The following is a 14,156-nucleotide window of genomic DNA, read 5'->3' on the forward strand; positions in this document are numbered from 1 at the left end:
AGAGCGTCAGCCTTCCAAGCTGAATGTCGCGAGTTCGAACCTCGTCTTCCGCTCTTAAAAAAAATCCTTGATACAGTATCAAGGATTTTTCTTACACTAATTTTACACTAATATCTTCATTTACAAACACTAAGAAAGATTTTTCCACACTCCAACCTGATTGTTCAATTACTTGAGTATATTGTCTTAGTTGTTTCTCATATTTGGGATAATCTCTTCCTGTTTTATAATCTATGATTATAGCTTTTTTCGTTTGTGTATGATAGAGAACACGATCAGGACGAAGAATTTCTCCTGCTTCATCAATCCATTCGCGTTCATTATAGATAATATAACTATCTGTATAGTAGTCTTTTACCATTGGATGAGAGGTAATAGCTTCCAGTTGTAAAAGAAAAGGCTTTTTTTGTTCTTCAGTAATCTTCCCTTCAATAAAGAATTGCTCCAAAACCTGAGGAATATTTTCCTTTGTAAGTACTTGTCCCAATATTTCGTGTAATAGATTTCCCTTCTCTATTGCTTTTTCATTCTTTGTATTCCACATAGTTCCAGCCTTGGTTACTATAGTATAAGCGGGAACTTCTTCTGAACGTTGCTTGAATAAAATATAGGTAATAGGATTTGTTTTTTCCTTTTCCATAGAAAGAAGCTCACCAAAGATATAACGCTCTTGCCCTTGCTCCCATATATTTTTATCTTCCAAATATCCTTTTAATAACTCTGAAAGATTGGTTATTTTTCCTTCATCTTTTTTCTTTTCTGTAGGGAGTTCACTAATAATAAAAAGAGCTTCCTTCGGACGAGTCGTAGCCACATACATTGTATTGATAGTGTCTAATAACTCCATTTCTGTTTGCTGAGAAACCACTTGAGTGTGATCTTCCATTTTCTCAAGTCCACTATAATCATCAATTAGCAAATGCTTAAATCCGTGATATTCTTCACTAGGTACCTCTATCCATAATGTATCCTTAGCAGAACGTAATTTATCATTTACGTGTGTATATATTACAATAGGAAATTCCAGTCCTTTGCTTTTATGGATGGTCATAATTGTAATGGCATCTATACCTTCAGAGGCACTGACAGCCAGCTTGTCTTTCCTCTCCTCCCAATAAGTAAGAAAATCGGCTATATTTCCATTCTTTACACTCTTATATTCATAAATTATATTCAGGAACTGAGAAAGATAAGCATCTGACGATTTTGCTAAACCAAATACACGGATTGCATACCCAACTCCTTCATAAAAAGAATATAATTGAAAATGAGATAACGAAAATCCCATAGCAGATAGGAATACTTCCACAGGTTTATGAGCATATTGAATTATAAATTCGTGAATCTCTATAATCTTTTTTACTTTTGCATAAGAAAATAGCAAATCCAATTTTGCTTTTTCATTATCTTGATATAAAGAAATGGCTATCAAATGTATTAAAAACTCTATTTCTGGAATATTTTTAAGTAAAAGAGCTTCCGAAGAGATTACATTATAACCTTTAGCAGCTAAGTTTTCAGCTATTTCTGTACCATCTTTGTTTCTACGTGTAAGGATACATATATCCTTATCAGAATACCCTTTGTCACGGGCTTCCATTATATATTTTTCTATAGTTTCAATGTAGAAATTTGCTGCCGTCTCTAGTGTGTTTTCTTCATCTTCCAGATAAGATTTTTTAGAATCTAGAAACTCAATACTTACAAACCCTCCCTGAATCTCCTTATCTGGAATTGTTTGTATAGCATTATAATATAGGTTTTTATACTTTTCAGTTTTAAAAAGCTGAGGATGAGAAGCAATATAACTAAATAAGTCATTATTAAAAGAAATAACTCCTCTCCTACTACGATAGTTATAATCCAAATTAGCTACTTGTTGCTCTATATGAAAGGGAACTTTGTCCTTATCATATAATTCTATAAATTGCTCCGCTTTTCCTCCTCTCCAACGGTAGATGGACTGCTTAGCATCTCCTACTAAGAGTAATGAACCTTGCTGATTATTAAGATTTTCACTGTGAACTGCATCGGCTATCAAGGGTAACATATTTTCCCATTGTAATGTAGAAGTATCCTGAAATTCATCTATAAAATAGTGTTGATAACGAGTTCCTATTTTTTCATAGATAAAAAGAGTAGGCTCCTCAATTATTGTTTGATGAATAATGCTATTAAACTCTGAAATAGGCAGAATATTTTCTTGTTCTTTTATCAGGACTATTTCTTCTTGTAAGCTCTTTAATACAGCTAAAAAAGTAATATTTTTTATCAGATGCTTATAAAACAGCCCTTTCCAATAATTTTTTTCTATTTTTTTTACAAGTTCGGCTATCCAATATTGGTTCTCATCTAATAATATTGCTTTTTCAGGGAATTTTCTCCCTATTTCTTTGGAATAAAGCGGATTATCAGCTATTTCGACAAACCATTTCCTAGTAAAAATATCTTTATCTATAGAAAAAAATCCATTTTTCATTATATTCTCAAAGAAATTATATAAAGAACCTCTGATAAAATATTCTGAAGAAAGTTGATTCTCTTGAGTAAAAGAAAAGAAGAAATCGGTAGCTTCTTGTAGGGAAATAGAAAAGTTTTTATACTGATTTTTAAGATCATTTTTCAAATTTTCAAAATCAATAAGCTCTTTCCCCTGAAGTTCTCGTATATAAGAATAGTGATTTTCATTGGTAAGGAGCTTAGAAATATCTAAAAGTTCAGCCTCTATATCCCAGCTCTTATCTTCTTCAATTTTATCCTTTGAAAACTCTAATAAAATTTGAGTAAGTAATTCATTTTCATTTGTTTTCTTAAACAAATTCTCTATTGCTTGGCGTAATAAATCATCTGTTTCTAAGAAAACCTCAAAATTAGGATTAAGCTTTAAATCAAAGGCAAAAGAACGAATCAATCGTTGATTGAAACCATCAATCGTAGTGATAGTGAATCCAGCATAGTTATGTAAAATATGTCTTAATACATTCTCAGAACGTTCTTGCATCTGTTCTGAGGTAAGTCCTATTTCAGTAGCAAGTTGCTGAAACATAGGGTCTTTAGAAGGCTTCTTCTCTTCCTCTATTACTTTATCATCAGGAGTAGAAAATAGGAGCAACTTATTAATAACTCTTTCTTTCATCTCATTAACAGCCTTATTGGTGAAAGTAATAGCTAATAAAGACTTATAAGCCTCCACATTCTTAGTTGCTAGAATGAGCTTAAGAAAGGATTTTACTAAAGTAAAAGTTTTCCCACTTCCTGCTGATGCATTATAGATTTGAAAATTAACCTTTTCCATCTGTTTTACTTATTATTGTATAGATTCATCGTCGTATCAGCTCCAGCCAACCCAAAAGAAAGTATCGCTTCACTGATTTTTTCCAATCTTTCAGGGAGCAATGTTACTTCTTCCTCACTCCACTTGCCTAATACATAGTCTATTTGAGTTCCTTTTGCATAATTAGCACTAATGCCGAAGCGTAAGCGGGCATAAGTTGTTGTAGAAAGTTCCTCTTGGATATTCTTAAAGCCATTATGACCTCCATCTGATCCTTTTTTCTTAATACGAATACTTCCAAAAGGAATATTTAGATCATCTGCAATTACTAAAAGGTTTTCTATAGGAATTTTTTCTTTTTCTAACCAATATTTGATTGCCTTTCCACTCAAATTCATAAAAGTAGAAGGCTTTAGGAGAATAAAAGTTCTTCCTTTATGAGAAAAAGTAGCTACATCACCCAAGCGAACTGTCTCAAAAGAGACTTCTCTGAGTTGAGCCAAATGTTCTACTGCTAAAAAACCTATATTATGACGCGTATAACGATATTCCTCTCCTATGTTACCTAAGCCTACGATAAGATATTTTTTCATAAATTATTATTCCTTAGGATATTGTAAGAGGTTCTGTAAGCGATATATTGTTTCTTCTTTTGCTAAAATAGCTATAATAGAAAACACATCAGGACCTTTCATCTCTCCTACCAAAGCCAATCGAATAAGAGGCATTACTTGCCCTAAGCCTAGATTATTCTTTGTAATAAAGTCTTTTATATGTTCTTCGATTATTACAGGGGTAAATTCTGTGAGCCCCTTTATAACTTCTATTAATTGGCTAAGAATAGAAGAAGAATGCTCTTTCCATTGCTTTTTTAGAGCTTTGGCCTCGTACTCTTTAGGAGCCTCAAAAAAGAAATGAGAAAGCTCCCATAAATCAGTAACAAATGTTGCTCGTTCTCGTACTAAAGCTACTATCTGTGTAACTTTATCCTGAGAAATAGTTATAGCCTTTTGTGTAAGTACTGAAGAAAAATCTGCCACAAGAGTAGGCAAAGGTACCTTTTGTAAATATTGATGATTAAACCATTTGATTTTTTCTATATCAAAATGAGCTCCTGCTTTATTTACTTTTTCCAAATCAAAAAGTTCAATGAGTTCTTCTACTGAAAAAATCTCTCTATCCAATCCTGGGTTCCACCCCAGTAAAGCCAAAAAATTCACCAAGGCTTCAGGTAAATAGCCTCCTTCTCGATAGCCCTTTGAAATATTCTTGGTAATTGGATCTTCCCATTCCAATGGAAATACAGGAAATCCCATTTTATCACCATCGCGCTTACTGAGCTTCCCATTTCCCATTCCTGCAGGTTTAAGAATAAGTGGTAAGTGAGCAAACTCAGGAGCTTCCCAACCGAAAGCCCTATACATCAGTACGTGAAGAGCCATAGAAGGAAGCCATTCTTCACCGCGAATTACGTGAGTAATCTCCATTAGGTGATCATCTACTATATTTGCTAAGTGATAGGTAGGCATTCCATCTGATTTGAAAAGCACCTTATCATCTAGGAGCTTAGTATCTACCGTTACCTCTCCTCGAATCAGATCGTGTAAGATCAGTGTTTCTTGTGGCATCTTAAAGCGTACCACATAAGCATCTCCTCTTTGTAATCTTTGTTGAACCTCATCAGAAGACAAAGAGAATGCATTAGTTAAATTTTGGCGATTATGCCAATTATAGATAAATGTCTCACCTCTTTCTTCATAAGCTTTTCGCTGAGCGTCTAATTCTTCTGCACTGTCAAATGCGTAATATGCTTCTCCTCGCTCCAATAATTCTTGAATATATTTGGAATAAATATTCTTACGCTCACTTTGGCGATAAGGTGCGTGATTTCCGCCCTTTCCTACTCCTTCATCATAAGTTATTCCGGTCCAAGAAAGAGCCTCCATAATATAAGCCTCTGCTCCTTCTACATAACGAACCTGATCTGTATCCTCAATGCGCAAGAGAAAATCTCCTCCGTGTTTCTTAGCAAATAAATAATTAAAAAGAGCTGTGCGAAGCCCTCCTATATGCAAAGGACCTGTTGGGCTGGGTGCAAAGCGCACTCGTACTTTCTTATTCATAAAATGATTTGTTTATCAGATTGCAAAAGTAGTAATTTTTAGAGAAATTGACAAGATAATTAGTTATTTTGTAATTTGAAATAATTCCTCTTTTTCAGATTATCATTACCAAATAAAGAGTAAATCTATTATAAAAGCTGATACAAATAATCAATAATAAATCATTATTTATTCGTACTTTTGCCTCATCAAAAAATGAAATTAATGAATTTACTCACACAAAGAATAGAAGCCTTTTCGGATTTAGCTAAAGAATTAGAAAATTATTTTTTGTACAAAGAAAAAGCTCCTTTATACAAAAAAATAGAGCTTATTCTTGAAGAAGCTGAGAGAAAAAATGCTTGGTTTGACCGAGAAAACTGCTTAATGACCTTACATCATTGGGCTAGATTATTAAAAAAAGAAAATCTAAGCCAATGGCTCTCTTCTTACTCTATAGAAAATATTCCTCAAAAGCGAATAGCTTTAATTCTAGCTGGAAATATTCCCTTAGTAGGATTCCACGACTTGCTTTGTACTCTCTTAATTGGACACATAGCTATTGTAAAGCTTTCTTCTAATGACAAGGTATTATTACCTTTTTTAATCAGTGAATTAAAGAATTTAACTCCTATTTTTGAAGATAAAATAATCTTTACGGAGGAAAAACTCACGGATTTTGATGCTGTAATAGCGACTGGAAGCAATAATACAGCTCGATATTTTGAATATTATTTTGGTAAAAAACCACATATTATCCGAAAAAACCGTAATTCTGTAGCAATTCTTACAGGAGAAGAAACAAAAGAAGAATTAGAGCTCTTAGGAAAGGATATTTTTACTTATTTTGGGCTAGGTTGCAGGAATGTATCTAAAATATTTATTCCTGAAAATTATGATTTTACAAATTTCTTTCAGGCTATTTATTCCTTTCATTCTGTGATGAATCATCAGAAATACATTAATAACTATGATTATAACAAGGCTGTGTATCTGATGAATCTAGAACAACTCCTAGAGAATGGATTTCTTCTATTAAAAGAAGATAAGCATTATGCTTCACCTATCGCTACTCTTTTCTATGAAAAATACACAAATATAAGCTCTCTACAGGAGCGCCTTACCGAAGATAAAGAGCTCATACAGTGCATTGTAAGTAATGGTTCTTTTCCTAATTCTATAACTTTTGGACAGGCACAGATTCCTTCTCTAAGGGATTATGCCGATGGAATAGATACTATTGCTTTCTTAAATAATATTAATTAATTTGGCTAACTTATTTTTAAACACTAATTTTGTCTCCTTTTAATAGAAAAAAACTATTGAAAAAAACTTTTTTATATTTATTTTCTTTATAAATACAACAAACAATGAAAAAACATAATTTTAGTGCAGGTCCTTCTATCCTCCCTCAGAGTGTATTTGAAAAAGCCTCACAGGCAGTTCTTGACTTAGATGGAATGGGACTTTCTATATTAGAAATTTCACATCGTAGTAAGGAATTTATCTCTATTATGGAACGTGCGAGAGCCTTAGCTCTAGAACTTGCTGGGCTTACAGATAAAGGATACAAAGCTCTATTCTTACAAGGAGGAGCTAGCCTACAGTTTTATGCTTCTGCTCTTAATCTTCTTAAGCATAAAGGAGCTTATATAGATACTGGAACTTGGGCTCATAAAGCTCTCACAGAAGCTCAGTTTGTAGGAGATATTGAAGTCATTGCCTCTTCTAAGGATAATGGTTACAGAAATATCCCTACCACATACAATATTCCTAAAGATGCTGATTATCTGCATATCACTACAAATAATACCATTTACGGAACAGAATACTTCAAATATCCTGAAACAAATATCCCCCTAATTGCTGATATGAGTTCTGATATTTTCTCTAAAGAAATGCCTTTTGAGAAATTTGCCCTTATCTATGCAGGAGCTCAGAAGAATATTGGATGTGCTGGAACCACATTAGTAATTGTTCGTGAGGATATATTGGGAAAAGTAGAACGAAAAATACCTACACACTTGAACTATCAGATACACATCAAAAATGAAAGTATGGCTAATACTCCTCCTACTTTTGGAGTTTATACTTCTTTGCTAACTATGGAGTGGATCAAAGAACAAGGAGGAATTAAAGCTATTGAGAAAAAAAATATTCAAAAAGCCTCTGCTCTTTATCAGGAAATTGATAGAAACAGTCTCTTCAAAGGATATGCAACTCCCGAAGATAGATCTAGAATGAATGTGGTCTTTAATCTTACTGATGACTCTCTCTCTGAACAATTCAACAACCTATGTAATGAAGCTAATATCAGTGGAATAAAAGGACACAGAAGTATTGGAGGATACAGAGCGTCTATTTATAATGCAATGCCTCTTGAGAGCGTAGAAGTACTTATTGAGGTAATGAAACATTTTGAAAAAACAGCATAGTTATTTATGAAAATATTAGCAAACGATGGTATTAGCCAGAATGCCATAGAGATACTTACCAAAGCAGGATATGATGTTATCACCACAAAAATATCTCAGAATCAGTTAATTGATTTTATTAACAAAGAAGATATAAAGATTTTACTTGTTCGTTCTGCTACTCAAGCTCGAAAAGATCTTATTGATGCTTGCCCTTCCCTAAAACTTATTGGGCGTGGAGGTGTTGGAATGGATAATATTGATGTCAAATATGCTCAAGAAAAAGGAATTAAAGTAATTAATACTCCCAATGCTTCCTCTGATTCAGTTGCAGAGTTGGTATTCGCCCATTTATTTTCTGGCGTAAGATTTCTTTATGATTCTAATAGAAATATGCCTCTGGAGGGAGATACTCTTTTTTCGGAATTAAAGAAAAAATATGCCAAGGGAAAAGAACTCCAAGGAAAGACATTAGGAATTATAGGAATTGGTCGTATAGGTAAGAGTGTCGCTCGTATAGCTTTGGGATTAGGTATGAAAGTTATAACTTATGATCCTCATCACCAAGGAGTAACAATCACTCTTTCTTTCTTTGATGGACGTTTTCTTGACTTTGACATTCCAAATGTAAGCAAAGAAGATTTACTAAAATCGTCTGATTTTATCACTCTACACGTACCTTCTCAGAAAGAACCTATTATTGGGGAAAAAGAGTTTAACCTAATGAAAGACGGAGCTGGTATCATTAACCTAGCTCGAGGAGGAGTTGTTGATGAAAAAGCTCTTCTAAATGCTCTAGATGAAGGAAAAGTGGCTTTTGCTGGATTAGATGTGTATGAAAACGAACCTACTCCATCTATTAAAATCCTGATGCATCCTAACGTATCTCTTTCACCCCATATAGGGGCTGCTACTCTAGAAGCTCAAGACCGTATAGGAGAGGAACTTGCCTCCTTAATTATAGATTATTTCAAGAATTAAAAATTAAGAGCGATGAATTCTTTTGAGAAAGCATCGCTCTTTTAATTTTCTTATCTTGTTTCTTTATACTTCTTCAAATATCTTTCAATAGGACTAACACAAGAGTCTATACCTTCTTCAAAAGTTTTGAATTGCTTTTTCACTACAAAGCTATCTCCAGGTACATTCACTTTTACTTCTACAATTTTATTCTCTTTTGCATTAGTATTATCTAACTTCAAATATACTTCTGCATCAATTACTTTGTCATAAAAAAGATCCAGCTTATCCATTTTTTTTTGGATAAAATCTATCAATTTTTGATCTACAGTAAAATTAACGGCATTAAAATTTACTTTCATAATTAAAAATTTAAAAATTAGTTACTTTATTTCATTCGTGGATGTGCATTTTGGTATTGCTTCTTGAGCTCAGCTATACTACTATGTGTGTATATCTGGGTAGCTGCTAAGCCTGTATGCCCCAATAATTCCTTTACTGCATTAATATCAGCACCATTATCCAGAAGATGAGTAGCAAAAGAATGACGCAACACGTGAGGGCTTTTTTTCTCCTTCGTTGTGACACTGCTAAAGTACGAATTTATTAGATTATATACAAATTTTGGATATACTTTTTTTTCATTATCTGTAAGAAAAAGATAATTTTCACTGGTTTTTAATTCATTACGAACTAATAGATATTCTTTAAGAGTTGTTAATACCGAATCTATTAAAGGAATAATACGCTCTTTATTACGCTTACCAAGAACTTTTATGGTTTTCTGAGAAAAGTCGATATCACTGATTTTGAGCTCAATGAGTTCTGCTCTACGAATTCCTGTTGCATAGAAAAGCTCTATTATCGTTTTATTACGGAGTTGAGAATAGGTTGAATCCTCCATAGGAAGAGACAAAACCTGATCTATCTCTTTTTCAGAAAAAGGAATAGATACTTTTTTCTGTGTTTTTAGAGGAATATGTTGTAGAAAAGGAGAATGGGTTATAACTAAAGAACGAATTAGAAAAGAGTAATAGGCTTTTAGAGAAGCAATTTTTCTGTTAATAGTTCTATTGGAAACCTTATTCTCCACTAGGTGAATTATCCACGAACGTATTAGTGGATAATTCACTTTGGAGAGTTCTACAGAGGAATCTTTATCCTTTAAAAAATTAGTAAATTCCTCTATATCTGCAAGATAAGCTGTCACTGTGTGAGGAGAGTAATTTTTCTCCAAGCGTAAGTAATCTTCAAAAGTAGTCATAATAAAAATAACCTTTACAAGAGAAATCCTCCATTACGAATGGTACTTCCCAAGATTAATAAGGTCATAGCAATTAAGGTTACACATAATATATGTATAGCCATTTCTGGAAGTTTTTGTATCTTACCTTTTGCAAGCTTAGGCAATACCCTTGTTTGAGCACTAATAGCAAAGCATATAGTAGTCAAAAGCCCTATAATTTTCAATGAAACTACAGTTTCTATACCTGTAGAGAAAGAAAACCACGAAGAAAAAGGAGCATTTAAATCATAAGCCATCATAATACCTGTTATTACTAAAAGAAGCAGTGCAGGCATTCCTATAGGTTCATATGTCTTCTCGAAACGAGATATAAAATCGAAGTTCTTATGCCTCAATGCTTTAGGTAAAAATCCTAAAAGTAACACCAGATGACCTCCTACCCACACTGTTGCTGATATTAGGTGTATAATTAACAATAAATGATGCTTATCCATAGGATTTTAATTTATATTTAAGATTCGCAACTACTACAATTGACAAAATTCATAATCATTTCTTTAGCTACAGATTGACTTCTCTGATAATAAAGGCTCTTCACTCCCAGTTTCCAAGCTTCTATAAGCACCTTATTTACATCTCTTACTGGCATTGTAGGAGGTATATTTAGGTTCAAACTTTGAGATTGGTCTATATATTGCTGACGTTGTGCAGCTTGTGTTACAATCTCCATTGGGGAAATTTCCTTAAATGTTTTAAAAACACTCTTCTCGTGAGCAGAAAGTTCTGAAAGATGTTGTACAGAACCATCTGAAAGACGAATGCTACGCCATATATCTTCATTATTTAGCCCTTTTTCATCTAAAAGTTGAGTAAGATACTTATTCTTCCTCATAAAGTTTCCTTTTGAAAGTCCCACTTTATAATAATTACTTGAAAAAGGCTCTATACCAGGAGAAACTTGCCCTAAAATAGCAGAACTAGAAGTGGTAGGAGCGATTGCCATTGTTGTAGAATTTCTACGTCCATATCCCTTGAGTAATTCTGGTTCTCCATAAATATGAGCTAGTTCTTGAGTTGCTTTTTCAGCCTCTTCTTGAATATGCTTGAATGCACGAGCATTGAACTGAGTTGCCTCAAAACTCTCAAAAGGAATCATATTTTTTTGTAAATATGAATGATATCCCAAGACACCTAACCCAACAGCTCTATGACGAATCGCAAAATTTCTTGCTGATTGTAGATAATAATTATCTTTTGTCTTCTCTATAAATTCTGATAATACTGCATCTAAGAAAAAGATAGCCAGCTTCACTGCTTTGGTATCTTTCCATTCATCAAAAAGCTCCAAATTCATTGAAGAAAGACAACAAATAAACGATTCTTCAGCATTTGAAGGAAGCATAATTTCGCTACACAAATTACTTGAATGGATAAACATATTTTTATCCTTATATACTTGTGGTCGCTTACGATTTACATTATCTGTAAAAAATATATAAGGAAGTCCTTTCTGCTGACGTGACTCCAGAACTCTTGCCCAAAGCTTGCGTTTGTCTGGATCTCCATCTATCATTTCTTGCATCCAATAATCTGGAACACATACTCCAAAGAAAAGATTTTGAATATGATAGCCCGTATCTTTTATTTGTAAAAACTCCTCTGCATCTGGATGATCAATATCCAAATAAGCTGCAAAAGCTCCTCTTCTGACTCCTCCTTGAGAGACCACATCCATAGCTGAATCAAAAAGTTTCATAAAGCTAACCGCACCACTAGACTTTCCGTTATCTGTTACAGCTGATCCTCTATGCCTAAGTTCACCAAAATAGCCTGAGGTTCCCCCTCCTATCTTTGTTTGCATAATTACCTCTCCCAACTTATGAGTTATCCCCTCTATACTATCTGGAATATGTACATTAAAACAAGAAATAGGAAGCCCTCTTTCAGTTCCCATATTTGCCCAAATAGGTGATGAGAAACTAATCCATCCTTTGGTAATCATTTCTTTAAAAGCAGGCTGTAATTCAGGCTTATATAGTCGTTTTGCAGCAGCATTTGTAATACGATCAATTGCTCCTTCTACACTTTCTCCTTTTAATAAATATCCTCTATTGAGTATTTGTTCTGATTCCTCATTAAGCCACCAAATCTGATTTTCTTGATTCATTTTCTATCTTTGCTTTAGTTAATTTTATTATATATTACACTCATTATCAATTATATGTATTCCCAAAAAACATTTTTTATTGAAAGATAAATAGTTCGTATTGGGTGCGCAAAGATATAAAATAAACTTTAAAGTATCCCCACTAAGAGAAAAGATTTAACAGTGTATTTTCCATAAATAAGAAGTAATCAGATAAATATAATTCTTAATATTAACAAAGTTCTCTAAGGAAAATATTTTTTCGCCTCATCCCATAAAATATTCATTTGATCCGAAGAGAGTTCTACAATCGTTTTGTCCATTTCTTTCGCCTTATTCTCTATATAACTAAATCTATTAATGAATTTTTCATTGGCAATTGAAAGAGCATTATCAGGATTTATCTTTAGAAAACGAGCATAATTAATTAGGCTAAAAAATACATCTCCCATCTCTTTTTCAGCTTTTAGGCCATTATTATTTTCGAGCTCTTGTTCAAGTTCATCAAATTCTTCCTGAATCTTATCTCGTACATCTCTGACTTCCTTCCAATCAAAACCTATTCCTGCTACTTTTTCTTGGATTCTATAGGCTTTTACCAAAGAGGGTAAGCTTTGAGGAACCCCAGCAAGTACCCCTTTACTTCCTGTATTGAGCTTAATCTTCTCCCAATTATATTTGACTTCTTCTTCATCTCTCACACTAACATTTCCATAGATATGAGGATGTCTTTCTATAAGTTTATCACAGATTGTATTAATTACCTCTTCTATATCAAAAAAATTAGATTCACTAGCAATCTTAGCATAGAAAATAATATGTAATAATACATCGCCCAATTCTTTCTTAACTTCGTTATAATCATTCTTAAGAATGGCATCAGTCAGTTCATAAATTTCTTCTATTGTCAGTGGGCGAAGTGTCTGCATTGTCTGCTTTTTATCCCAAGGACATTTCTCACGAAGTTCGTCCATTATATCCAATAGCCGAGCAAAAGCTTGCATTTGTTTTTCTCTTTTTTCCAAAATATTCTTTATTTATTTAAACCAATAAAAGGTTATTCTTGAAGAATAACCTTTTGAACTTAACAATATTTATTAATCAAAGTAATCTATTATGGATAATAAGTAATCTCTCTTTCTAAGAATCCTTTTGGAAACTGATTTATATACTCTATGCGTTCCACCCAGTTTCCTTTATCATCAAATTTATATTCATAATTTCTTTCCTCTAGAAAAGTTCCATTACCATCATAATATTTTATTTCCTTTTCATTTCCTTTATCATCATAAGTAATGACAGTTCTTCTAGTAGGAGCATTATTACTACCAAAAATTTCCATTTCTGAGATTCGTCCTAACTTATCATATTTATAAGTAGTACAGTTATCTACCTGATTTTCAGAATTAGTATATTGGCACATCTTTGATAATTTACCTAACTTATCATATTCATAAGTATATTTTGAACCAAAGGATTTATCCTTTTTAATCCAAATTTCCTCAATCATACGACCTTTGATATCATTTTTATACAGATAAGAATCATTTAATTCTCCTGTAGGGCTATAACTATTATAAGCTGTTTTAAAACCTTTATTATCATATACATAAAGGAACTTCATCTGTAACTTACCATAAGAGTTATAAAGATCTCGTGAGGTACGTTTTCCTTTATCATCATATTTGTAAATAACCTTTTGATTGAGTTGTCCCAATTTATTATAGGTATTATTTTCCTTTTTGAATCCTTGCTCATCAAATACAATAACTGCATCTCCTCTCCAAAAATCCTGTTTCTCTCCTTTAGTTACCTTTCCAAAATAATCTACTAATTTGTAGGGAGTAATTTTAAAAGTTTTTACTTTTCCTAGAAGTTGCATATCAGTAAGATGACTCTTATTTTCTCTTTGAGAGCCTACTTGAGCAAAAGTACTTTGTAATCCTACGATAATGAATAATAGAGGTATTTTTATTTTCATTGTCTTTCTAATATGTTTTTATTTTGGTGCAAA

General features: G+C 32.8%; 12 protein-coding genes. 3 read left to right on the plus strand and 9 right to left on the minus strand.

Annotated elements, in window-relative coordinates; genetic code table 11:
* Positions 1 to 91 precede the first annotated feature (91 nt).
* From RYK20_RS07515 to gltX, 3 genes are read right to left on the minus strand one after another with little or no spacing between them, the layout of a single operon-like run.
* Entirely contained in the window at positions 92 to 3,295 is a 3,204-nt protein-coding gene (locus tag RYK20_RS07515) for a UvrD-helicase domain-containing protein (protein WP_314894966.1), read from the minus strand.
* A gap of 5 nt (positions 3,296 to 3,300) precedes the next feature.
* Positions 3,301 to 3,867, minus strand: coding sequence for an aminoacyl-tRNA hydrolase (gene pth / locus RYK20_RS07520; protein WP_311455628.1), 567 nt, complete (start codon positions 3,865 to 3,867; stop codon positions 3,301 to 3,303).
* A gap of 6 nt (positions 3,868 to 3,873) precedes the next feature.
* Positions 3,874 to 5,397: a glutamate--tRNA ligase gene (gene gltX / locus RYK20_RS07525; RefSeq protein WP_314894967.1), complete on the minus strand. Its 1,524-nt coding sequence runs from the start codon at positions 5,395 to 5,397 to the stop codon at positions 3,874 to 3,876.
* A gap of 204 nt (positions 5,398 to 5,601) precedes the next feature.
* On the opposite strand from gltX, the gene RYK20_RS07530 reads away from it, so the two are divergent.
* The 3 genes from RYK20_RS07530 (at position 5,602) to RYK20_RS07540 (ending at position 8,771) form a co-directional block, all read left to right on the plus strand.
* Positions 5,602 to 6,642, plus strand: a complete 1,041-nt coding sequence (locus RYK20_RS07530) for an acyl-CoA reductase (protein WP_314894968.1) — start codon at positions 5,602 to 5,604, stop codon at positions 6,640 to 6,642.
* A gap of 104 nt (positions 6,643 to 6,746) precedes the next feature.
* The gene (gene serC, locus RYK20_RS07535) at positions 6,747 to 7,811 is read left to right on the plus strand and encodes a 3-phosphoserine/phosphohydroxythreonine transaminase (protein ID WP_314894969.1); all 1,065 of its coding nucleotides are present in this window, start codon (positions 6,747 to 6,749) and stop codon (positions 7,809 to 7,811) included.
* 6 nt (positions 7,812 to 7,817) lie between these two features.
* A complete protein-coding gene (locus RYK20_RS07540) occupies positions 7,818 to 8,771 on the plus strand; it encodes a D-2-hydroxyacid dehydrogenase (protein WP_314894970.1) in 954 nt (317 codons plus the stop codon).
* Positions 8,772 to 8,821: 50 nt separating this feature from the next.
* On the opposite strand, the gene raiA is transcribed toward RYK20_RS07540, so the two are convergent.
* The 6 genes from raiA to RYK20_RS07570 all read right to left on the minus strand — a co-directional run bounded on the left by raiA (position 8,822) and on the right by RYK20_RS07570 (position 14,123).
* Positions 8,822 to 9,112 carry a ribosome-associated translation inhibitor RaiA gene (gene raiA, locus RYK20_RS07545; RefSeq protein ID WP_297979164.1) on the minus strand — a complete coding sequence of 97 codons (291 nt, stop codon included), beginning with the start codon at positions 9,110 to 9,112 and terminating at the stop codon, positions 8,822 to 8,824.
* 26 nt (positions 9,113 to 9,138) lie between these two features.
* Positions 9,139 to 10,014 carry a tyrosine-type recombinase/integrase gene (locus RYK20_RS07550; RefSeq protein WP_314803282.1) on the minus strand — a complete coding sequence of 292 codons (876 nt, stop codon included), beginning with the start codon at positions 10,012 to 10,014 and terminating at the stop codon, positions 9,139 to 9,141.
* A gap of 14 nt (positions 10,015 to 10,028) precedes the next feature.
* Positions 10,029 to 10,490: a copper resistance protein CopD gene (locus RYK20_RS07555; RefSeq protein WP_314603725.1), complete on the minus strand. Its 462-nt coding sequence runs from the start codon at positions 10,488 to 10,490 to the stop codon at positions 10,029 to 10,031.
* A 17-nt stretch (positions 10,491 to 10,507) separates the two neighbouring features.
* The gene (locus RYK20_RS07560) at positions 10,508 to 12,163 is read right to left on the minus strand and encodes a ribonucleoside-diphosphate reductase subunit alpha (protein ID WP_314603726.1); all 1,656 of its coding nucleotides are present in this window, start codon (positions 12,161 to 12,163) and stop codon (positions 10,508 to 10,510) included.
* A 224-nt stretch (positions 12,164 to 12,387) separates the two neighbouring features.
* Positions 12,388 to 13,170 (minus strand): nucleoside triphosphate pyrophosphohydrolase, encoded by a 783-nt coding sequence (gene mazG, locus RYK20_RS07565; RefSeq protein WP_314894985.1) that lies wholly within the window; start codon positions 13,168 to 13,170, stop codon positions 12,388 to 12,390.
* Between the two features lie 86 nt (positions 13,171 to 13,256).
* Entirely contained in the window at positions 13,257 to 14,123 is an 867-nt protein-coding gene (locus RYK20_RS07570) for a sugar-binding protein (RefSeq protein WP_314894971.1), read from the minus strand.
* Positions 14,124 to 14,156: the final 33 nt, after the last annotated feature.

This window comes from uncultured Capnocytophaga sp. (genome assembly GCF_963525585.1).
In the GTDB taxonomy this organism is placed as follows: domain Bacteria; phylum Bacteroidota; class Bacteroidia; order Flavobacteriales; family Flavobacteriaceae; genus Capnocytophaga.

Bases quoted from the DNA above. Each gene is read 5' to 3' on its own strand.
- RYK20_RS07515 (WP_314894966.1), bottom strand. From the start codon at position 3,295: ATGGAAAAGGTTAATTTTCAAATCTATAATGCATCAGCAGGAAGTGGG.
- pth (WP_311455628.1), bottom strand. From the start codon at position 3,867: ATGAAAAAATATCTTATCGTAGGCTTAGGTAACATAGGAGAGGAATAT.
- gltX (WP_314894967.1), bottom strand. From the start codon at position 5,397: ATGAATAAGAAAGTACGAGTGCGCTTTGCACCCAGCCCAACAGGTCCT.
- RYK20_RS07530 (WP_314894968.1), top strand. From the start codon at position 5,602: ATGAATTTACTCACACAAAGAATAGAAGCCTTTTCGGATTTAGCTAAA.
- serC (WP_314894969.1), top strand. From the start codon at position 6,747: ATGAAAAAACATAATTTTAGTGCAGGTCCTTCTATCCTCCCTCAGAGT.
- RYK20_RS07540 (WP_314894970.1), top strand. From the start codon at position 7,818: ATGAAAATATTAGCAAACGATGGTATTAGCCAGAATGCCATAGAGATA.
- raiA (WP_297979164.1), bottom strand. From the start codon at position 9,112: ATGAAAGTAAATTTTAATGCCGTTAATTTTACTGTAGATCAAAAATTG.
- RYK20_RS07550 (WP_314803282.1), bottom strand. From the start codon at position 10,014: ATGACTACTTTTGAAGATTACTTACGCTTGGAGAAAAATTACTCTCCT.
- RYK20_RS07555 (WP_314603725.1), bottom strand. From the start codon at position 10,490: ATGGATAAGCATCATTTATTGTTAATTATACACCTAATATCAGCAACA.
- RYK20_RS07560 (WP_314603726.1), bottom strand. From the start codon at position 12,163: ATGAATCAAGAAAATCAGATTTGGTGGCTTAATGAGGAATCAGAACAA.
- RYK20_RS07570 (WP_314894971.1), bottom strand. From the start codon at position 14,123: ATGAAAATAAAAATACCTCTATTATTCATTATCGTAGGATTACAAAGT.